General features: G+C 71.0%; 14 protein-coding genes and 1 pseudogene. 3 read left to right on the top strand and 12 right to left on the bottom strand.

Annotated features, from left to right (window positions below):
• Nucleotides 1–179 precede the first annotated feature (179 nt).
• A complete protein-coding gene (locus tag QH276_RS20155) occupies nt 180–935 on the bottom strand; it encodes an SDR family oxidoreductase (protein WP_280401145.1) in 756 nt (251 codons plus the stop codon).
• A 101-nt stretch (nt 936–1,036) separates the two neighbouring features.
• Here QH276_RS20155 and QH276_RS20150 point away from each other — a divergent pair, with 101 nt between their 5' ends.
• A complete protein-coding gene (locus QH276_RS20150; RefSeq protein WP_280401146.1) occupies nt 1,037–1,906 on the top strand; it encodes a helix-turn-helix transcriptional regulator in 870 nt (289 codons plus the stop codon).
• Here QH276_RS20150 and QH276_RS20145 read toward each other — a convergent pair.
• Entirely contained in the window at nt 1,900–2,082 is a 183-nt protein-coding gene (locus QH276_RS20145) for a YdeI/OmpD-associated family protein (RefSeq protein ID WP_280401147.1), read from the bottom strand. The genes QH276_RS20150 and QH276_RS20145 overlap by 7 nt on opposite strands.
• Nucleotides 2,083–2,221: 139 nt before the next feature.
• Here QH276_RS20145 and ligD point away from each other — a divergent pair, with 139 nt between their 5' ends.
• Nucleotides 2,222–3,181 carry a non-homologous end-joining DNA ligase gene (gene ligD / locus QH276_RS20140; protein ID WP_280401148.1) on the top strand — a complete coding sequence of 320 codons (960 nt, stop codon included), beginning with the start codon at nt 2,222–2,224 and terminating at the stop codon, nt 3,179–3,181.
• A gap of 269 nt (nt 3,182–3,450) precedes the next feature.
• Here the strand turns inward: ligD and QH276_RS20135 are convergent, their stop codons facing one another.
• The 3 genes from QH276_RS20135 to QH276_RS20125 all read right to left on the bottom strand — a co-directional run bounded on the left by QH276_RS20135 (nt 3,451) and on the right by QH276_RS20125 (nt 7,914).
• The gene (locus QH276_RS20135) at nt 3,451–5,580 is read right to left on the bottom strand and encodes a RecQ family ATP-dependent DNA helicase (protein WP_280401149.1); all 2,130 of its coding nucleotides are present in this window, start codon (nt 5,578–5,580) and stop codon (nt 3,451–3,453) included.
• A gap of 110 nt (nt 5,581–5,690) precedes the next feature.
• Nucleotides 5,691–6,443 (bottom strand): ABC transporter permease, encoded by a 753-nt coding sequence (locus QH276_RS20130; RefSeq protein ID WP_280401150.1) that lies wholly within the window; start codon nt 6,441–6,443, stop codon nt 5,691–5,693.
• Between the two features lie 190 nt (nt 6,444–6,633).
• Nucleotides 6,634–7,914, bottom strand: a complete 1,281-nt coding sequence (locus tag QH276_RS20125; protein WP_280401151.1) for a glycosyltransferase — start codon at nt 7,912–7,914, stop codon at nt 6,634–6,636.
• Nucleotides 7,915–7,940: 26 nt separating this feature from the next.
• Between QH276_RS20125 and QH276_RS20120 the strand changes: the two genes are divergently transcribed.
• Nucleotides 7,941–10,505: a cytochrome P450 gene (locus QH276_RS20120; protein ID WP_280401152.1), complete on the top strand. Its 2,565-nt coding sequence runs from the start codon at nt 7,941–7,943 to the stop codon at nt 10,503–10,505.
• Nucleotides 10,506–10,517: 12 nt separating this feature from the next.
• Here the strand turns inward: QH276_RS20120 and QH276_RS20115 are convergent, their stop codons facing one another.
• The 7 genes and pseudogenes from QH276_RS20115 to QH276_RS20085 form a co-directional block, all read right to left on the bottom strand.
• Nucleotides 10,518–12,377: a Na+/H+ antiporter gene (locus tag QH276_RS20115; RefSeq protein ID WP_280401153.1), complete on the bottom strand. Its 1,860-nt coding sequence runs from the start codon at nt 12,375–12,377 to the stop codon at nt 10,518–10,520.
• 114 nt (nt 12,378–12,491) lie between these two features.
• Nucleotides 12,492–13,505: a hypothetical protein gene (locus QH276_RS20110; RefSeq protein ID WP_280401154.1), complete on the bottom strand. Its 1,014-nt coding sequence runs from the start codon at nt 13,503–13,505 to the stop codon at nt 12,492–12,494.
• Nucleotides 13,502–14,464 carry a ScbA/BarX family gamma-butyrolactone biosynthesis protein gene (locus QH276_RS20105; RefSeq protein ID WP_280401155.1) on the bottom strand — a complete coding sequence of 321 codons (963 nt, stop codon included), beginning with the start codon at nt 14,462–14,464 and terminating at the stop codon, nt 13,502–13,504. The genes QH276_RS20110 and QH276_RS20105 overlap by 4 nt, the downstream gene beginning before the upstream one ends.
• 68 nt (nt 14,465–14,532) lie before the next feature.
• Nucleotides 14,533–15,480, bottom strand: a complete 948-nt coding sequence (locus QH276_RS20100) for a nucleoside-diphosphate kinase (protein ID WP_280401156.1) — start codon at nt 15,478–15,480, stop codon at nt 14,533–14,535.
• A complete protein-coding gene (locus QH276_RS20095) occupies nt 15,477–16,547 on the bottom strand; it encodes an SDR family oxidoreductase (protein WP_280401157.1) in 1,071 nt (356 codons plus the stop codon). Before QH276_RS20095 ends, QH276_RS20100 begins: the two co-directional genes overlap by 4 nt.
• Entirely contained in the window at nt 16,544–16,804 is a 261-nt protein-coding gene (locus QH276_RS20090) for an acyl carrier protein (protein WP_280401158.1), read from the bottom strand. Before QH276_RS20090 ends, QH276_RS20095 begins: the two co-directional genes overlap by 4 nt.
• Nucleotides 16,804–19,980: pseudogene (locus tag QH276_RS20085) on the bottom strand (AMP-binding protein); the annotation flags it as partial. The gene QH276_RS20090 and the pseudogene QH276_RS20085, both read right to left, overlap by 1 nt.
• Nucleotides 19,981–20,111: the final 131 nt, after the last annotated feature.

Here is a 20,111-nt window from a genome sequence, read left to right as displayed (position 1 = left end):
GCCCGCAGCAGTCCGCCCGCAGCAGTCCGCCCGCAGCAGTCCGCCCGCAGCAGTCCGCCCGCAGCAGTCCGCCCGCAGCAGTCCGCCCGCAGCAGTCCGCCCGCAGCAGTCCGCCCGCGGGTGTCGGCCGAGGCTGATCTCCGTACCGGTTCGCGCAAAGGCCCGCACCGCGACGGCTGTCAGCCCTGCGGAGTCGGCACCAGAATCAGTTCGGCGACATTGAGCCGCGCCGGCACCGAGGTCGCGAAGGCGATCGCGTCGGCGATATCCCCGGGTTCCAGGATCGTCATCGACTCACGCCACTCGTCCAACTGCGCGCGCTGCGCCGCCCAGCTCATTCCGGCACCGAGTTCGGTCCCGACGAAACCCGGTTCGATATTTTTCACTCGCACGCCCCGCGGTCCGTATTCCGCCCGCAGGTTCCGGGTCAGATGCGCGACCGCGGCCTTGGTGGCGCAGTAGACGGCGTATTCGGGAAACACCGCGTGTCCGCCGATCGACCCCACCAGCACCAGATCGGCCCGGCGGCCGTCGTTCGCCGCCGCCAGCAGATCGTCGACGAACGCGCGCGCGGTGTACAGCAGGCCGGTGACATTGGTCCCGACCATCTGTTCCCATTCCCCGACCTCCGCTGATTCGAACGGCGCCCCGAGCATCACGCCCGCGTTCGCCACCACCAGGTCCACCGGCCCGAGCGCCGCCCGGATCGTCGCGGCCGCGTCCCGCACGGATTCCCGGTCGGCCACATCGGCGACCACCGCGACCGCGGCCTCGCCGATCTCGGCCGCCAATTCTTCGATGCGTTCTTTTCGCCGGCCCAGCAGCGCCACCTTGGCACCGTCCGCGGCCAGCCGCCGCGCGGTGGCGGCGCCGATTCCGCTGGAAGCCCCGGTGACCACTGCGACCCGGCCGTTCTGATTCTCGTTGTTCGTCATGTCCACAACAGTCGGCCCCGCAACCGGCCGCTACCAGGTCGCGGGTTTCCTGGTAGTCGCGGGGCCACCCAGGCCGCCCGGCCCGCACCTACCCTGGAAGCATGACTTCGGACAACCGTCTGGGCGCCTTCCTCCGGGCCCGCCGCGAACTCGTCCGGCCCGAGGAATTCGGACTGCCCGCCGGCGGCCGGCGCCGGGTCGCCGGTTTGCGCCGCGAGGAGATCGCGATGCTCGCGGGCGTGAGCGCCGATTACTATGTGCGCCTCGAGCAGGGCCGTGACAAACATCCGTCCGAGCAGGTCGTCACGGCCCTGGCGCGGGTCTTCTCGCTGGACGACGAAGGCACCGCACATCTGCGGGAGCTGGCGCGGCCCGCGCCTGCCCGGTCGCGCGCACCGCGCCGGCCGGAACGGGTGACGCCCGGCCTGCTGCGGCTGATGGACGCGTGGTCGCACACTCCCGCATTGGTACTGGGCCGGTACCTCGACGTGCTGGCCGCGAACCCGCTGGCCGCCGCGGTGAACACGTGCTCGGTCCCGGGCGTGAACCAGGTCCGGATGGTTTTCCTCGACCCTCGCGCCCGTGACATCTACCCGAACTGGAACCAGATCGCGGCGGATACGGTCGCGAGCCTGCGGGCCACCGCGGGTACCGACCTCGACGATCCGCGGTTGACCGAACTCGTCGGCGAACTCTCGCTCAAGAGCGACGAATTCCGGCGGCTGTGGGCACGCCACGATGTGCGGGCGAAAACGTCAGGGGTCAAGCAGTTCCACAACGAGCTGGTCGGGGAGCTCACGCTGGCCTACGAGAGCTTCGCGGTGAGCGGGGCACCGGGACAGCTGCTCATCGCCTATCACGCCGAACCCGGGTCACCGTCCGAACGTTCGCTCGCCCTGCTCGGCAGTCTGATCACCGACAACTCGCCCGGCATCGAGCCCCGCCCGGCCGGAAGCATCGCCGGTCAGTAGGACGGCCGCGCACGAACCTGCCCGGACGGCGCCGGCCGGGGTCCGAGCCGTTCCCGGCCGGGACGGAACGCGTCGAACGCTGCCCGCGCTCCCGGAACGGCGGCCAGCGCGGCGGCGAGATCGCCGGGCACAGGCCCGGTGCGTTCCGCCGTATCGAGTTCGACGCCCACGGTCACGGTCTCGCCCGCGGAAACCCCGGCCGCGTTCCTGTTCTGGCCAGTCCGATCACGGTGTCGAAGGTGAACATCTGCGCCCTTCCGCCGGCTCGTCGCGTCCCGGCCTGCCTGGACGGGTCGCGACCGTTAGGGTCGGGGTATGGGCAGCGGCACGGGCGCGGCGGTGGAGCTGACGGTGGGCGACCGCGAGGTGCGCATCACCAATCCCGACCGGGTGTACTTCCCGGAATCCGGCGCCACCAAGCTGGATCTGGTGCAGTACTACCTGAGCGTCGGCGACGGGATCGTCAACGCACTGCGGGACCGGCCGTGCATGCTGCATCGCTTCCCGAAGGGCCTGGCGGGCGACAAGGTGCATCAGAAGCGACTACCGGCCGGGGCGCCGGAGTGGGTGCCGACGGTGCGGGTGTTCTTCCCCCGCTACAACCGGCACGCCGACGAGCTGTGTGTCCGGGAACTGGCCGATGTGGTGTGGGCGGTGCAGATGTCCACGGTGGAGTTCCATCCCTGGAATTCGCGCCGGGCCGATACCGAGAGTCCCGACGAGTGGCGGATCGATCTGGACCCGATGCCCGATTGCCCGTGGTCGCGGGTGCAGCGGGTGGCCGGGGTCGTGCACGAAGTGCTCGACGAGATCGGAGCGGTGGGCTGGCCGAAAACCTCCGGTGGTAAGGGATTGCACGTCTACGTCCGGATCGCGCCCGAACACGGTTTCCAGCAGGTGCGCCGGGCCGCGCTGGCGTTCGCGAGGGAAGTCGAGCGCCGAGTGCCCGATGACGTGACCACCACCTGGTGGCGCCGGGACCGTGACCCCGAACTGCTGTTCATCGACTACAACCAGAATGCCCGCGACCACACCATCGCCGCCGCCTACTCGGTGCGCGGTGTCCCGGCGGCCACCGTATCCACCCCGGTTACCTGGGACGAGATACCGGATATCCATCCCCGCGATTTCACGATCGCGACCGTCCCCGACCGCTACCGCCGCGCGGGCGATCTCCATTCCGGTATCGACGATGCGGTTTTCGACCTGACCCAACTGATCGACTGGGCCGACCGCGACGAGGTAGACCTCGACGAGGACAACGAAAACCCCTGAGCACCTCCGGAACCGCCGGCGCGGGCCGCTCCAGGGGCTACGTCGGCATTCAACCGCCCGGAACCCGGCGACCACCGGCCGGAGGCCGACAGCGCGGCGGCCCCGGCCCCGGCCGGTCGGCCGACCCGGCGACGCGTGGACAACCTTGCGTACTGCGGGCCAGGACCATGCCGCCCAGCGGCAGGCTGTCCCGAGCGGTGCGGCCGTTGTCCTATGCGGCGGTAGGTCGTCCGGACACGGCGGCGAAGGTCGGGTCGGGGTCGCGAATGTCAGGTCGGGGTGGCGAGGGCGAACGGGAGGACCGCGGGCGCACCGGCGCGGCGCAGGGTCCAGGCGGCGACGGTGAAGGTCCAGCCCGAATCGGTGAGGGTGTCGACCAGCAGGATCGGGCCGTCGGCGGCGGACAGGTCGGGGACCTCCCAGGCGTCGTACAGGGCGGCGACCCGGTGCGCCGAGTTCACCGCCGAGACCGGCGGCTGATCGGGGCGCAGGTGCAGGGTGCCGAGGTTGCGGAGGCGGCCGATGGTGGCGAGACGTTCGGCCAGGGACGTGGTGAGTACGGGGTGGTCCGCTGATTCCAGCGCGAGGACCGCGGTGGGCCGGACAGCCCAATCCCATTCCCGCAGTATCGGAATACAGGCTTGCACGACTTCGTCGGGCACCGGCCCGTCAGGGCCGTCCAGGAGGGGACGCAGCCGCCGGCCCCAGCCCAGCGAGTTCAGGCGGCCGAGCACTCGGCCGGTTTCGGCGCCCTCGGTGATCTTTCCGGAGAGCGAGATACCGAGTTTGGCCATACCGGTCGGCCACTGTTTGCGCGGTGCGAGATCGAATCCCGGGCGATCGAGGCGGGCGCGGGTGGCGGCGATCGCGTCTGTATCGACGGTGATGTCGCGGTGATTGCCGGTGCAGTTGTCGCAGCGGCCGCAGGCGCCGGTACCGGGCGCGGCGGCGGTGAGGGCCGGATCGTCGAGCTGGCGGCGCAGGAATTCCATCCGGCAGCCGGTGGTGCTCTGGTAGTCGAGCATGGCCTGCTGTTCGGCGGTGCGGGCGGCATCGAGACGCTCGTAACGGTCGGCGTCGTAGGACCAGGGTTGTCCGGTGGACAGCCAGCCGCCGCGCACCCGGCGGACGGCGCCGTCCACATCGAGCACCTTCAGCACCATCTCCAGCCGCGACCGGTTCAGCTCGACCAGGGGTTCGAGGGCCGCGGTGGATTGCGGGCGCTCGTGGTCGAGCGCTTCGAGGACCGAGCGGACCACATGCTCGCGCGGGAACGCGACGGAGGCGAAATAGCTCCAGATCCGGGTGTCCTCGGGGCCGGGCAGCAACACCACCTCGGCGCGTTCGGTGGCGCGGCCGGCGCGACCGACCTGCTGGTAGTAGGAGATCGGCGACGAGGGCGCACCGACGTGCACGACGAACCCCAGATCGGGCTTGTCGAACCCCATACCCAGCGCGGAGGTGGCGATGAGAGCTTTCACCTCGTTGTTCAGCAGCGCGGTTTCGAGTGCTTCGCGTTCGGCCGGATCGGTCTGGCCGGTGTAGGCGGCGACCCGGTGGCCGTGCGCGGTGAGCACATCGGCGAGGTCGTGCGCGCCGGCGACGGTGAGGGTGTAAACGATGCCGGAACCGGGCAGCTCGTCGAGATGCCCGCTGAGCCAGGTGGTGCGTTCCACCGCGTCGTCGAACCGGACCACCGACAGATGCAATGATTCGCGGTCCAGGCTGCCGCGCAGCACCAGCGTGTCCGTACCGATCTGCCCGGCGACATCGGTGACCACGCGGTCGTTGGCGGTGGCGGTGGTGGCCAGCACCGGAACCTCGCTGCCCAGATCGGCGATCAACGTGCGGATGCGCCGGTAATCGGGCCGGAAATCGTGCCCCCAGTCGGAGACGCAGTGCGCTTCGTCGATGACGACGAGCCCGGCGTCGGCGGCCAGCCGGGGCAGCACCTGATCGCGGAAATCGGGGTTGTTGAGCCGCTCCGGGCTCACCAGCAGCACATCCACCGCCCCGGCCGCCACCTGATCGTGGATCTCGTCCCATTCGGTGACATTGCCGGAGTTGATGGTGGCCGCCACCACCCCCGCCCGCTGGGCGGCCGCGACCTGGTTACGCATCAACGCCAGCAGCGGCGACACGATCACCGTCGGCCCGCGCCCCTGCGCACGCAGCAGTTTCGCGGAGATGAAATACACCGCCGACTTACCCCATCCGGTCCGCTGCACCACCAGCGCCCGGCGTTTGTCCACCACCAGCGCCTCGATCGCGACCCACTGGTCCTCCCGCAACCGTGCGCCCGGCCCTGCCAGCTCCCGCAGCAGCGCCTCCGCCCGCTGCCGGAGTTCACCGGCGACTTCACCGGCCTCGCCCACTGTGCTGCCCGCCGCGGTCGTCATAGGCCCCATACTGCCCGAGCCCACCGACACCGCTACCCCGGCGGGTCCGCGACCGCAGTGTCACCGGAGGACACCGGGCCGGACCTGGTCACCGGATGCGCGATGGCACGCTACCGGCAGCGCCGGGCGAACAACACCGCCGAGACCAGGTAGCCCGCGATCGTCAGGCCGGTGCACCATAGGACGGCGGCCGCCGCGGCGTGCTGGGGTGTATCGGTGAGGAGCCCGCGGAGCGCGGTGAGGACAGGGGTTGCGGGTTGGTGGTCGGCGAAACCGCGTAACCAGGACGGCATGGTTTCGGTGCGGACGAAGGCGCTGCTGAGGTAGGGGATGAACATGATGGCGTAGGTGAACCCGCCCGCGGCCTCGGGGGCCCGGGCGAGTAGCCCCAGTGCCACCGCGATCCAGGTGACCGCGAGCACGAACAGCGCGATGATGCCGAACGCGGCCGCCCAGGCGCGCACTCCGGCGTGCGGCCGGAAACCGAGCGCGGCCGCCGCCCCGACGAGCACCCCGATCACCGCGAGGTTGCGGACCAGCCCTTCCAGCGCATGCCCGGTGAGCAGCGCCTGACGGTGGATGGGCAGGGTGCGGAAACGGTCCACCGCGCCGGTGCGGATATCGGTCGCGACGCCGGTCGCGGTGATGGAGGCACCGAAACCGGTGCACAGCACCATCGTTCCGGGCACCACGTAGTCGATATAGGGCATACCCACGTCGATGGCGCCACCGAACACATAGACGAACAGCAGCATGAGCAGCATCGGCAACAGCAGCGAGATCAGCAGGGTGTCCCGGCCCCGTACGCTGCGGCGCACGGCGCGACGGAACATCACCGCGGAGTCGGACACGGCCTCGGACACCGGCCGGTGTCCCCCGCGGCCTGTCATCGGTTACCGGCCGGCGTGTCCGCACCGCCCTGCGCCCGCCGCGCCGAGGCGGCAGATGCCCGCGGTCGGCCCGCCCCCACGTACCGGCGCCGGTCCCGAGATGGCGGAGACACCACCCCAACGGGAACCGGGGCCTCCGGCCGGGCCGGGCACGCCGCGTTGCTCACCTCGCCGCGGCCTCGACGATATCGGCGGTGCGGGTGGTCGCATCCGAGCGCGATCGCAGCGATTCGGCCAGCAGCGCTGCCCGGCGGGACATCACGGGTTCCAGCAGGCTGCGCACGGCGGCGGTCAGCCGGTCGGGTTCGAGTTTCGCGAAGGGCAGATGCGCGCCGACGCCGAGGCGTTCCACCTGGCCGCCCCACATGGGCTGGTCGAAGGAGACCGAGCAGACCAGGGTCGGCAGGCCGGCGCGCAGGCTTTCGAAGGTGGTGCCGATCCCGCCGTGGTGCACGGCGGCGGCGCAGTGCGGGAAGACCAGGTCGTGCGCGACCGGGCCCACCACCCGGAGCTGGGGACCCGTCTCGGCGTTCGCGGTATCGAGATCACTCCAGCCGGCGCTCACCAGGGCCCGGCGGCCGAGACGCCGGCTCACCTCCTCGACCATGGCCAGGATCTGGTGGGTGTCGCGGATCGGCATACTGCCGAACCCGTAGTAGACCGGCGGTTCGCCGTCGGCGATCCAGCCCAGCAGGTCGCTGTGATCGTCGGCGAGCTCGCCCACTGCCTCCCGGGCCGCCCGCGGCAGGGCCAGGAAGCCGACCAGTGGCCGCCGCGCACCCCAGTCCTCGGCCAGGCCGGGGACCAGCGCCGGATCGTAGATCTGCACTTCGGGCACATTCCGCGCGGCCAGCATCGCCGCCGGGCTCTGCGCGGTCTTCGGCAATCCCAGGTCCAGGCGCAACCGGTTGAGGTAACGCATGAACACCACCCGCCGCAGGTTCTCCGCCACCGCCCAGGTCGCCCGGTTGACCGGCGCCGGCGGCCGCCAATGCGGTGGCAGGGCTCCCGGGAACGGATAGGCCCCGGTGGCGCGGCCCGGGAAACCGTGCATCGTCACCATCGGGGTATCCGATGCCTCCGCGACGGAGGCCACCCGGTCTTCGGTGAGCAGCGTCGAGACGATCACCTCCGCACCCGCGCACACCGCGACGACTTCGTTGTTCATCCGGTCCGCGTATTCGGCCATCTGTTTGCCCACCAACTGCATCAGCCGCAGACTGCTGCCCGCGGCGAGCGCTTTCTGCCCCTCTTCCGAGGCGTACAGCTGCTGGACGTCGGGTCCACAGGTCTGCGCCGAAAGGCCGGCGGCGGTGACGAACTCGACCAGATTCGGGGGCGCCCCCACCACCACATCGTGCCCGCGGGCCCGCAGCTCCAGGCCGAGCGCGACCCCGGGTTGCACATCGCCCCGGGTTCCGGTCAACGGAATTGCGACTTTCATCCGAGCTCCCTAACTACCGTGGGGACATGCATATAGCGCTGTTCACCGATTTCCACCCCGGGACGGTCGGTGGCATCCAGACCTCGGTCGCCGCGCAACGCCGGGGTTTGCAGCGCTGCGGGCACCGGGTGACCGTATTCACCGCGCCCGGACCGGAATCTACCGAACCGGACCCGGGCCTGGTGGTCCTTTCGGGTGTGCGGGGAATCTCGGTGAACGGCTACGCGATGGTGCTGCCGACCCCCGCGAACAACCGGCTGATCGACTCGGTGTTCGCCGCCCGCGGCCCGGTCGATCTCGTCCACACCCACACTACCTACGGCGTTTCCGGCGCCGGCGTGAAAGCCGCCCGGCGACATGGTGTTCCGCTGGTCCAGACCCTGCACAGCCGCGACGACGCCTTCCTCGAACACACCTCCTCCGCGCCGTACCCGGCGGCACTGGCGATGCGCCTGCTGCACGGCGGGTTCGTCGGGCACCGGGGCCGGATGCCACGGAACCCGGAATCACGGGCGGCCCGCCACGCCTGGCACACCATGACCGCCCAGGCCCGGGCAGCCGACGCGGTGATCGTCCCGTCGGCGCATTTCGCCCGCCGGCTGCGGGCGCACGGCTACGCCGGGCCACTCCATGTGGTGTCCAACGGAATCGACGACGAGTTGCTCGACGCGGCCGGGGCGGGCCTCGACGGTACAGCGGCTCCCCCGGATGGACTGCGTGTCCTGTGGTGTGCGCGGCTGTCCGCGGAGAAGCGCCCGCTTCCGGCGATCGAGGCCGTACTGAGCGTTCCGGGCTGCCGGCTGGACGTCTACGGCGACGGTGAGCTCCGCGAGTCCGCCCGCGACCTGGTCGCGGCCCGGGGCGCGACCGGCCGCGTGCGGTTCCACGGTGCGCGCCCGCAGCCGGAATGCCTGCGTGCCATGCGCGACCACGATGTGCTGTTGTTTCCTTCGGTCGGTTTCGACACTCAGGGGATGGCCCTGCTCGAAGCCGTGGCCGTGGGCCTTCCGATCGTGTACTGCGACCCCGATCTCGGCGAGTCGGTCCCGGCGGGCGGCGGGGTCTGTACTTCCGGCCCCGGACCCGCCGCTATCGCCGCGGCACTGCGGGAGCTGACGGAGGATCCCGCACGCCTCGGCGAAATGCGCGACCATCTCGCCGCCGCACAGGTCGCGGTACGGCAATCCGAGCTCACCTCGCGGGCACTCGAGATCTACACCGACCTGATCACCGGCAACCCCCGGCGCCGGATGCCGCGCACGCTCGCCGAGGTTCCCACCGCACCCGGTCGGCTGCCGCTGCTCGGGCACAGCGTGCGCGCCCTCGGGGACAGTCTGGGTTTCGTGCGATCGCTCGCCGCGTCCGGGCCGGTGGTCCGGGTGTACCTCGGGCCACGACCCGCCTACGTGCTCACCACCCCGGACCTGATCCGGCAGGTCGGTTTCGGTACGGCCGGGGAGTTCCATCGCGACGATCTGCGCGCGGCCGTGCACGAGGTGCTCCGCGGCGCCTCCAATGTTCTCAGCGGCCCCCCGCACGAGCAGCGGCGCCGGCTGATCGCCCCGGCCCTGCGGCAGCGACGGCTGCACGACTACGCCGCGGTGGCTGCCGGCCTGGTCACCGCGTGGGCGGCGGCACTACCGGCGGGCCGGCCGGTAGATCTCATGGACGAGGCGCACCGCCTGGTCCTGGACACTCTTTCCGCCACCCTGTTCACCGCCGACTTCAGTGCGGCGGCCAAAACGGAAGTGCGCGAGAATATTCCGTGGCTACTGGGTCAGGTTGTGCAGCGAGCCGCCCTGCCACCGGCAGTGCGCCGGCTGCGGCCGGTGGCGAACCGCCGTTTCGCCGCCAAGGCGGCCGCGCTGCGCGCCGAGATCGGGTCCGTCGTCACCGCGTACCGCGCCACCGGGCACGATTTCCACGATGTGCTGTCGGCTCTCGTCCGGCACCGCGACCCGGATACCGGCGCGACCCTGGACGACGACGAGATCATCGACGAGCTGATCCTCATGCTCGCCGCGGGTGTCGGCTCCACGGCATCGATCCTGGCGTGGGTGTGGTACGAGATCCTGCGCGATCCGCGGGTCGCCGGATCGGTGCGCGCGGAGCTCCGCACGGCCGTCGGCAGTGGGCCGGTCGGGCCCGACCACCTCTACGCCCTGCCCTACCTCCGGCAGGTGATCCAGGAGACGCTGCGCTACTGGGGCCCGTGGGTCAGTATCCAGAATGCCTCCGGTCCGGTCACTTTCGACGGTCTCACCCTGCCCGGCGGCAGCACGGTGGTCTACAGCCCTTACCTGGTGCACCACGACCCGCGCTACTACCCCGATCCGGGCACCTTCGATCCCGGCCGCTGGTCCCCGGCCCGCGGCGAACAGGTGGAGAAGAAGGCGATCCTCCCGTTCGGTGTCGGTTCCCGGCACTGTCCGGGCAATAATTTCGCCGTCCGCACCATCACCCTGGCCACCGCGGCCCTGTTCACCCGCTGGCAGCCGGAGCTGCGTCCGGGCTACCGGGTCCGCCCGTCGAGTGGTGATTTCGTACCGGCTCCGGCGCGGCTTCCGGTCACCCTGCGTCCGCGGCGCTGATCCCGCCGCCCGTTATCCCAGCAGGTCGTCCACGTAGCACCAGCGCCACGCCTCACCCGGCTCCACGCTGCGGATCACCGGATGGCCGGTCGCCGCGAAATGCCCGGCCGCGTGGTTGCCGGGGGACGAATCGCAACAGCCGATATGCCCGCAGTCCAGGCACATTCGCAGATGAACCCAGGTCATCCCGGTGGCCACGCATTCGGCGCAGACATCGGGTCCGGCCGGGTCGCACACCAGGGGCGCGGCGCGCAGATGGGTACAGCCGGCGCCCGAATCGGCGGGTCCGAGCAGCGGTTCGGGCTGCTGTTCGTCCTCGGTTTCGTCGAATCGATCGATCATCGATTCCTCGAGGTCGAGCCGGGCCAGCACATGCTGCAGGATCTCGTAATCGGCGTCGCCGGTATCCCGGACGCGGAGCACGGTCTCCCGTTCGGCGCGCAGCATCAGCAGGCGCAGCCGACGGTATTCCGCGGTCGGGGTCGCCTGTTCGGCCTCCGGGCGGCCCAGCCGTTCCCAGGCGGCGTTGGTGCGCTGCGCCACCCGGTCGCGCAGTGACTGTACGACCTCGGGCGGCGTGTCCGGGCCGATCGCTGCCTCGAGGGCGGCCAGGCCCGCGGTGGACGCCCGGCTCAGCAGGGTCGCCTTCTGCAACGCGTCCTCCGCCCGGCTCGGGGCCCGCAACCGCAGCCGCCGTACCAACCACGGCAGCGAGGTGCCCTGCAGCAGCAGTGTGCCCGCCACCACCACGAGCGCGAGTAATTTCAGCACCGGAAGCTGCGGGGTGCCGGCCGGTAGCAGCAGGACAGCGGCCAGCGTCACCACACCGCGCATACCCGCCCAGGAAACCACCGCGGGATGGGTGAGTGGTACCGCCGACCGGCCGGTCACCCGCTCGAGCAGCGCCCACGCGAAAATCCACACCGGCCGCGACAGCATGACCGCCAGCAGCACCGCGACCGCCGCGACCACCACGGTGACATGGTCCAGCCCGCTCTCCCACGCCCCCTCCACGATCCCGCGGACCTGCAGGCCGATCACCAGGAATACCGTGCTCTCCAGGAGGAACTGGACCGTCCGCCAGTTCAGGCGTTCGGCGGTCCGGGAGGCCGCGCTCTGCCAGACCTGGGCATTGTGGCCGAGAATCATCCCGCAGGTCACCACCGCGATCACCCCGGAGGCGTGGATCTCCTCGGCGGGCAGATAGGCGAGGAAGGGCGCGAGGAACGACAGCGAGGTATCGAGGACCGGGTCGGTGATCCGGCGCCGCAGCAGGGCCAGCAGGTACGCGACGGCGATGCCGACCAGCGCGCCGCCGCCCGCGGCGAGCAGGAAATCGCCACCCGCCTTCCACAACGAGACGGTGCCCGCCGACGCGGCGATCGCCGTGCGCAGGGCCACCAGCGCGGTCGCGTCGTTGAACAGCGATTCGTCTTCGAGGATGGTGACGATGCGCCGTGGCATACCGATGCGCCGGGCCACCGCCGTGGCGGCCACCGCGTCCGGCGGCGCGACCACGGCTCCCAGCGCCACCGCCACGGCGAACGGCACCGGTAACAGCCACCACACCACCGCCGCCACCACGAACGTGCTGAACAGCACAAGCCCCACCGACAGCAGGGCGATCGTGCCGAGATTGGCCCGGAAATCCACCAGGGAGGTGCGGATCGCCGCCGTGTACAGCAACGGCGGCAGCAGCCCGAGCAGCACGATCTCCGGCTCCAGATGTACCTCCGGTACGAACGGAAGGTACGACGCGGCCACGCCGGCCAGCGTCAGCGCCAGCGGTTCGGATACCCCGAACCGCCGGGCCAGCGCCGCCACCAGGGCGGCCGAGGCCACCAGAACCACCAGGCCGATCGCGATATGCACTCCGGCATTCTCGCAGGACGACCGGCACGGAATCCGAGCCGCCGGTCCCAGCGACGGACCGGCGCGAGGCGGGCACGGCCCCCGGGCGATCAGCGCGAACAGTTGCGCGGGCGATCAGGCGGCAACGGCCGCCTGGGCGATGAGGACGACGTAGAAACCGACGATGAACAGCACTGCGGGCGCCAAGGGGTACTCGGCGGTGCGGTCCCGCAGGAACCGGACGGCGCCGTACACCGGCGGCAAGGTCGCGAGCACCGGCACGAATCCGAGCCAGAGCCGCAGGCCGGAGTACTCCCATGGCCGCACCAGCACGAGGTCCGCGCCGACCGCGACCGCGACGAACAGCAGCGAGACGGCACAACTCGGGCCCGCGCCCAGCAGGTTCGAATAGTAGTGCTCGCCGGGCCGGCGCTCATGAGCCGTTTTCCGGGCGAACTCGAATTGCAGGAATGCGCCCGCGAAGATCACGGCGACCGGCGCCAGGGACCAGAACGTTGCCGGGCGCCCGTCGCACGTGGTGCACAACCCGTAGGACGCCCATCCGCGAGGTGTCTCGGTGTCCAGCACCGACAGCAGGACGTACGCCGTGAGCAGAAGTTGCACAGGGTAGGTGACGACGAGATTCGCCAAAATATTGTCCCGGATCCACGGCGACAACCGTTCCAGCCCCCACAGGCCGAGCCCGTAGACCAGCACCGCAGCGATGGCGAGCGCGGAACGACCCGAGAGCAGCAGGCTCGCCGCGACCGCGGCCACCGCGAGCACCGTCGCGCCGAGTCGCAGATCGGCGGCGGTGACCGCACCGGTCACCAGCGGACGGCCGGGATTGTGGACGCGGTCGTACTCGAGGTCCTTCTGTTCGTCGACCATCCGCAGGTAGAGCAGTACCCCCGCGACGACCAGGACCCGGCCCAGCGTCGCCCAGCCGGGCCGCCAGGTATCCCACGGCACCGTGAGCAGGGCGATGGTCGCTTCCAGTGCGCACACCCACAGCACGCCGTAGAGCAGATAGTGCGGTTTGTACATGACCTTCGTGAAATGCAGCAGCCGCCGCACCGCGCCGCCCGGGCCGGGTGCGGTGATCGGCGACTGCCCGGCCGTATCGCCGGACCCACCGGCCGCGGTCATCCCGCCGCGCTCACGTCGCGGAAGGTGAGGTCCAGTTCGGCGGTGGTCATCTCGCCCTGCCGGACCATGCACCGCGCCCGCAGCGACCCTGGCGGCCCGGCAAGCTCTGCCCGGCATTCCGCGGCCAGGTCCAGTTCGGTGAACCGATCGAAACGGCTCCGCACGGCCATCAGCTGCGGCGGGTCCGGCCGGTCGCCGGACAGCCGGAGCAGGGCGGTCTGCCGGGCGGCCTCGAGCAGCGCGCTGCCCGGCAGATGGTCGAGCCGGTGATCGAACAGGAACGGGTGCCCGGGATCGACGGCCAGCGGTGCTGCGGCACCGTCCGACAGCCCGCCCACCACCACATTGCGGGGATCGCGGCGGCCCACCGCCGCCGGGTCGGCGCGGCGGTCCGCCGAAACCACCGCGCCGACGCCCGGCTCGAGACCCTGTTCCTGCCGGAACACGGTGCGCAGCCCGGACCATTCCTCCCGCGCGAGCCACGAGAACGATCCGTCCACGGTCGCCAGCGGCGCGCCCGCACAGGAGATTTCCAAGACCACGTCCAATCCGCATGGCGTTGCGCCCTTACCGTGCAGGTTCACGACCTCGATCCCGAGGACCAGCTCGGCGGGATCGGGACCGGCCGCCCAGACCGGGCCGGGTATCCCCATACCGTTGAACGTCCGCACCAGGAACACCGAATCCAGTGGTACCGCGTAGAACTCGTGGGTGAGGGCGATGGCCGCCTGCCGCGCTGTCTCCATGACGGCCAGCAAATCGTGGCGCGCACCGAGCACACCGAGGTGATCACCGTAGTAGGCGTGCATACGCGGCAGCTGCGCACCGGCCACGAAACGGCCCGCCGAACGCGCCGCCAGCGAGGTGACGAAAACCTCCGAGACCGCGGCCCGATGGGTCAGTTCCCGCCGGATCGGTTGCTGATAGGAGATCTTCGCCGCGACGGCTGCGACGGACATACCGTCCCCGTCGCGCGTCAGGAGGGGGCCCGCGTGGTCACGGTCCGCGTCCGGGCCCGATGCGCTCATCACCGGCCCTCCCGCCAATCCTCGGCGGTCACCGGCGGCAACGTCTGCGGGCCGGTGCCGGTCCGCATGGGCAGCACCTGAGAACCCAGCACCACCGCCGACCACGGGTCGATCTCCCGGCCGGCGAGCAGTGCCCGGGTGAGCACGGCGGCGCAGGCGGCGTCGTCGCCGGGATCGAAATCGGGCGGGGCGGGACTGCCCGCGCGTTCGAGATCGCGCAGCACCCGGTCGGCCGCGGCCTCCCGGTCGAAGGACCGGCAGGGGGTCCGCGCGTACAGGGCGTCGGCGAGTTCGCGCGCGGACTCGGCGTGGTTCGCGCCGGTATAGGCGCGGGTGATCACCTGTGCGCGCTGGTTCTCCGGGAAATAGATCGCGAGTTCGCGCAGCACATCGGCGGGGTCGTCGGGGGTGTGCACCAGGTTGAGCAGGAAATTGTGCCGGCCGAGTTCGTAGCGCAGCTGCCCCGGCTCGCGTTTACGGGGGTCGGTCGGGCCTTTGGCTTCGGTGAGCCGCACGGGGGCCGGGAGTTCGCCGTCGGGGCCGGATACGACGAGCAGCAGGCAGTCCGAGATACCGGCGAGCAGGTCGGCCAGGCGGCGTCGTTCCGGGGAGGCGATATTCCAGGCGTAATACCACAGCGCCCGGACCAGATGCCGGTTCACCGGGATCGCCGCGGCATCCACCACACGGAAACCGTTGGCCGACAGCCATTTCAGCGTCGGCTCCACGGCGCGCGCGATGATGGCGTCCGGTTTCAACAGCAGCAGCGAATGCCGGGCCGCGAACGCACCGGCATCGATTCCCAGCCGCGCCAGCTGCTCCACACTCTCCAGCACATAGGTATCGGACCGGTACGCGCGCACTTTGTCCGGCTGCGGGGTGAGCGCCTCCAGCAGAGTGGCGAGTGAGCCGGGCCGAGTCGCCGCGGGCGCCGGGTGATCGATCATATCTTCCACTCCGTAGCGGTTCCGGCGAGTACGTCCTCGATGGTCGGCAGCGGGTCGCCGAGGTAGCCGGTTTCCAGGCAGTGATCCAGCAACAGCCGGAGGTATTCCTTACCGGAATCGGGTGGCGGATGCCCGAGCAGCGCTTCGGCCCGCGCGGTACCGAAGGACTGCCGACGAGTGAAGTAACTGGTGTAGAGGGAGCCGATGCGGCGATAGTATTCGCGTTCGATCGGATCGAGATCGTTTTCCGCGAAAGTGGTTTCGGGCACGAAGGTGGCCACGGCGAACGATGGGTATTCGGCCAGCACATCCGAGATCTCGCGCAGCGACAACGCATCCCGGCCGACTGCGTGCAGGATGCTTCCGGGAGCGAAGCCGGTGACCGCGGCCGCCACCACCGCGGCGACATGGTCGACCGGCGCGAGCGTGATCGTGGCGTCGTAGCGGCCGGGAAGCGACCGGAGTTTGCCCTCCACCATCAGTTTCACGACGGTGTACAGGTTCTTGTATTCGCGGATCGCACCGCTACCGGACCTACCGGTCACGATTCCGGGGCGCACGATCGCCCAGCGCAGCCCCGGCGCCGCCCGCACGGCCTGTTCCGCGGCGTATTTGCTGGCCTCGTAGCGGGTGCCGAACTCGGGTGTGCGGTCCGCGCCGTCCTCGGGTATCAGCCCGCCGCGCATACCGCATACGTAGGCGGTGCTGAGGTGGATCAGCGCGGCGTCCCACTCGAGGGCGAGCCGGATCGCGTGGCCGGTTCCGGCGATGTTCAACTCGGCGTAGTCGGTATCGGCGGCGTCGAACGCGGTGGTCGCGGCGCAGTGCACGATCGCCTCCACCCGCGCACCCAGCTCGGCACGGACGGCGGTGCTCAACCCGAATCCCGGCCGCCGGATATCACCGGCCCGGAAACCGTCGGGCTCGACCCGCGCACCGGCACTGTCGACGATCTCGCCGGCATTGTGCCGCAGGGCCAGCACCTCGCGGCCCGCGGCCCGCAACCGGGCGACCACTTCCGCACCGACCAGCCCGCTCGCCCCGGTGACCAGAACCGCGCCCGTCATCGCCGCGCCTCCCGCTCCACGCCGGTGCGGACCAGAGTCACGACCTGTCCCACCCGCAGTACTCCGGCCAGCTCTTCGGGCCGGTGCGCGGGCAGGCCGAAGGTGCGCTCCAGCACCACGGTCAGCTCCATCAGGCGCAGCGAATCGAATCCGAGGTCTTCGACGAGGCGGTCGTCTTCGGTGCAGGTGATGCCCGGTTTCGGCGCCATCGCGTCGATTATCCGGTGCACCTGCCGGGCCACGGCGGTATCGCTCATCACGCCTCCCCGTCCCGGAGATGGGGTTGGCGGCCGCCGGAGGTCAGCAGATCGCGGGCTTCGTCGAGGGGCAATTCGGCATCCAGATAACCGGCCAAGCGCAGCCAGTCGTAGCCGATGGACAGGGTGCGGCGCCATTGGTCGCGGGAATCGAAGGAGGCGGGGAAGCCCTGGCCGCCCGCGACAGCCCGCACCCGGGTGACGAAATCCTCGAGGGTCCGGAGCGCGGCGCCGGCGTCACCGGCCGGATCGCCGAACCGGATCCGCTGCGCGGTGCGCAGGCCGGCGAGCAATTCGTCGCGGCCGGCGGTCCGCGCGGGGATTATCCGGGTCACTGTGCTCAGCGGCGCGACGTCCGCGGGCAGCGGATGGACACCGAACGCGCTGAGCAGCACCCGCACCGCCATGGCGAGCAGACGGTGCGCCGCGATATCGGCGACCGCCCACTGACCGTCCTTCACCGCGCCCGTCAGATCCTCGCGCGCGTTCTCCAGCACGATATTCGACCAGACCAGACCCATTCCGCAGGCCACGAACCGCGGGGCCGGCAGCGGGGACAGGGTCACCGGCCGCTCCGGTTCGGCCGCGGCACCGTGTACGGCGAGCACCGGCAGCACCGGGCAGGGCGGCGGTGTCTCCGGACGCACCGGCGCGCACATGGCGAGCGCGGGGGTGATCGGGCCGTCGCCGCGCCAGTCCAGCCCCACGAAGCCGAGTCGCACGAACTCGGCCAGGTGCGGGCCGATGGCACCGGCGCGGTCGAGGATCGCGACCAGCGACCGCCGGAACACCACCGAACGCCAGGCCCGCGCCGCGTCCTCGGCGAGGACGAAGACCTCGCTGTCACCGCGCAGCACATGGACCTGCTCCCCGATCCGCCACGTGGTGATACCCGGTGCCCGGGCGAGGAGCACCCGGTCGGGATCGTCGCTCACCCCGGCGGCACCGAGTTCGGCGGCGAATTCGAGGACTTGTCCCAGCCCGGCCCGGTGGCCGGATGTTCCCTCGTGCAGCCGGCCGTCCGCCGGGCCACCCAGGCAGGCCACGGTTTCCGCATAGCGGTGGGCGACGGCCGTGCCGCGGTCGCCGAGCCGATCCAGCTGCCGCGGGACCCATTTCGTCTCCAGATAGGTTTCCCCGTGCCGGGCCGCCCAAGCCTTCACGGCCTGCAGGAGTCCGTCCGCGGCCCAGTCCGCGGCCGCGGCGCCGGCCTCGAGCACCGACCAGGCGACCGCGTATCGCAGAGCCTGCCGGGCCCGCGCCGCCCACCAGCCGGCGATCCGCCGGGCGAATTCGTCATGGGTGAGCACCGCGTACAGCGCGGGCAGGTCGACCCCGTCGCCGGGGCGGACGAGCGTGGCGCGCAGGAACCGCTGGCATCGGTTCAGCACATCCTCGTCCAGCTCGGCCGGTTCGCGGGCACCGGCAACCGTCTCCAGCTGCCGGCGCAACTGACCGGCCGACCGCGTGCGGATCTCCACGCGCCGGCCCTCGACGAACAGCACCGTAGGCAGGGTCGGCAGTTCCTCCGCTCCCGGCGCGACCACCAGGAAATCCACATCCGACCCCGCGTTACCGAAACCCTCGGCCAACGACCCCTCGAACAACACCGCCGCCCCGGCCGGCGCCGCGACCTGCTCCAGCGCCGCCGCAAGCAACCGCTCGATGCTCTCGGCCGGCAGCGAGGGCCGCACCGGGGCGCGGGCCGGGTCGGGCGGCGGCGAAGCAGGGGCCGGCCCTGGGGACGCCGCGCGCGCAGGGCGCTCGGCCGGCGCCGAAGACCTCACGGGATCGCCGGGCCCGGCGGCGCCTGCGGGTGTGGCCGGTGCCGGCGAACGTGCGGCGTCGACCGCCGGCGAAGAGCCCGGCCCGTCGCCGGCCGCCGGGACGTGTACCGGTGCGGCGGGGGTGGCGAAGGGTTCGGTCGGTGGCGGGGGTGCGGCTTCGGCGAATCTCGTATCGAGCGCCGGGGTCTCGTGCACCACGGCGCCGTCGAGCACACCCTCATGGAGACGCTCCCACATATGCCTGCGCCGTGGTTTACCGCTGGATGTCCGCGCGATGATGCCGCGCGGGCCGGTGACGATGGTGACGGTCTGCGCCGGGCCCAGCTGTCCGGCGATGATGCCGCGGGCCTGCGCGATCCACTCCCCCGGCGCCGCCTCGGCGAACAGCGCGATCCCCTGACCGCCGGTTTCGGGCAGCGCCACCGCGGCGAGTTTCCCCTTGGTGAGCCCGGTCTCCTGGGCCACCCGCGATTCGATGTCCTCCATGAACACCGGCCGGCCGCGCACCTTCAGGCTCGACCCCATCCGCCCGAGCACGAAAACCTCTCCGTGGTGGAGAAACCCGGCGTCACCGGTGTAGAGCACACCGCCGGCGATCCGGGTCGACGATTCAGGGCCGGCCGGCTCGGCGTATCCGAGTGCCACCGAATCCCCGGTGACCACCATCTCGCCCAGGGTGCCGTCGGGTAGCGGGTTCCCGTCCGCGTCCACCACACGCACCGTCGATTCGGGTGTCGGGAAACCGAGTCCGTTGATCCACCCGGACCCGCTCACCGAATGCCCGTCGGACAGTGTTTCGGCCGCCAGCACCGTGACCGGTTGACCGAACCGCAGCGCCGCGGTGTCCAGGCGCAGCGTGGTGATGGGCCGGTCGCGTGCCGAGGAGGTCACCATGAGGGTGGCTTCCGCGAGACCGTAGGCGAGGGTGTACGCGCTCATGGAAAAACCCTGAGGTGCCGTGAGTTCGGCGAAGGACTGCAGATTCGCGATCTCCACCGGCTCCGACCCCACCGCCAGCGTCCGCCAGCCGGACAGGTCCAGTTCCGCGATATCGGCCGGGCGCACCCGGTGCGCCACATAACCCAGCGCGAACGACGGTGACGGCGAATGCTGGGCGCGGGTCATGGCCCGCAGCCAGCGCACCGGGTCGCGGACGAATTGGTCCGGGCGCATCAGGTACAGGTCGCCCTGGTTGGTGACGGTGGTGAGGAACGCCCCCACCAGCCCCATATCGTGGTAGAGCGGCAACCACGACACCATCGCCTCACCCGGCCGCCAATCCACCAGCGCGGAGATCATCGCGATATTGTTCGCCAGATTCCGCCAGCTCACCCGCACTCCGCGCGGAGTGCCCGTGGAGCCCGACGTGAATTGCAGCAGGGCGCATTCGTCGGGTTCGGCGAACTCCCGCCCCGCCCGCGCGGCGGGGAGCGGCTACGGATACACCACCACCGGTTAGTGGGTGCGCCCCGCCCCCCCGTGCGCCAGCCCGGCCCGCACGCGGGATTAGATAGAGGTGG

It is taken from the genome of Nocardia carnea, from assembly GCF_029869215.1.
Taxonomy (GTDB): domain Bacteria; phylum Actinomycetota; class Actinomycetes; order Mycobacteriales; family Mycobacteriaceae; genus Nocardia; species Nocardia carnea_B.
Note: the sequence above shows the minus strand (reverse complement) of the source record. Positions and strands in the feature narration are given on the sequence as shown.

What these genes read in the sequence shown, in the direction of transcription:
- QH276_RS20155 (WP_280401145.1), bottom strand. Translation starts at nt 935, where the DNA reads ATGACGAACAACGAGAATCAGAACGGCCGGGTCGCAGTGGTCACCGGG.
- QH276_RS20150 (WP_280401146.1), top strand. Translation starts at nt 1,037, where the DNA reads ATGACTTCGGACAACCGTCTGGGCGCCTTCCTCCGGGCCCGCCGCGAA.
- ligD (WP_280401148.1), top strand. Translation starts at nt 2,222, where the DNA reads ATGGGCAGCGGCACGGGCGCGGCGGTGGAGCTGACGGTGGGCGACCGC.
- QH276_RS20135 (WP_280401149.1), bottom strand. Translation starts at nt 5,580, where the DNA reads ATGACGACCGCGGCGGGCAGCACAGTGGGCGAGGCCGGTGAAGTCGCC.
- QH276_RS20125 (WP_280401151.1), bottom strand. Translation starts at nt 7,914, where the DNA reads ATGAAAGTCGCAATTCCGTTGACCGGAACCCGGGGCGATGTGCAACCC.
- QH276_RS20120 (WP_280401152.1), top strand. Translation starts at nt 7,941, where the DNA reads ATGCATATAGCGCTGTTCACCGATTTCCACCCCGGGACGGTCGGTGGC.
- QH276_RS20110 (WP_280401154.1), bottom strand. Translation starts at nt 13,505, where the DNA reads ATGACCGCGGCCGGTGGGTCCGGCGATACGGCCGGGCAGTCGCCGATC.
- QH276_RS20105 (WP_280401155.1), bottom strand. Translation starts at nt 14,464, where the DNA reads ATGTCCGTCGCAGCCGTCGCGGCGAAGATCTCCTATCAGCAACCGATC.
- QH276_RS20100 (WP_280401156.1), bottom strand. Translation starts at nt 15,480, where the DNA reads ATGATCGATCACCCGGCGCCCGCGGCGACTCGGCCCGGCTCACTCGCC.
- QH276_RS20095 (WP_280401157.1), bottom strand. Translation starts at nt 16,547, where the DNA reads ATGACGGGCGCGGTTCTGGTCACCGGGGCGAGCGGGCTGGTCGGTGCG.
- QH276_RS20090 (WP_280401158.1), bottom strand. Translation starts at nt 16,804, where the DNA reads ATGAGCGATACCGCCGTGGCCCGGCAGGTGCACCGGATAATCGACGCG.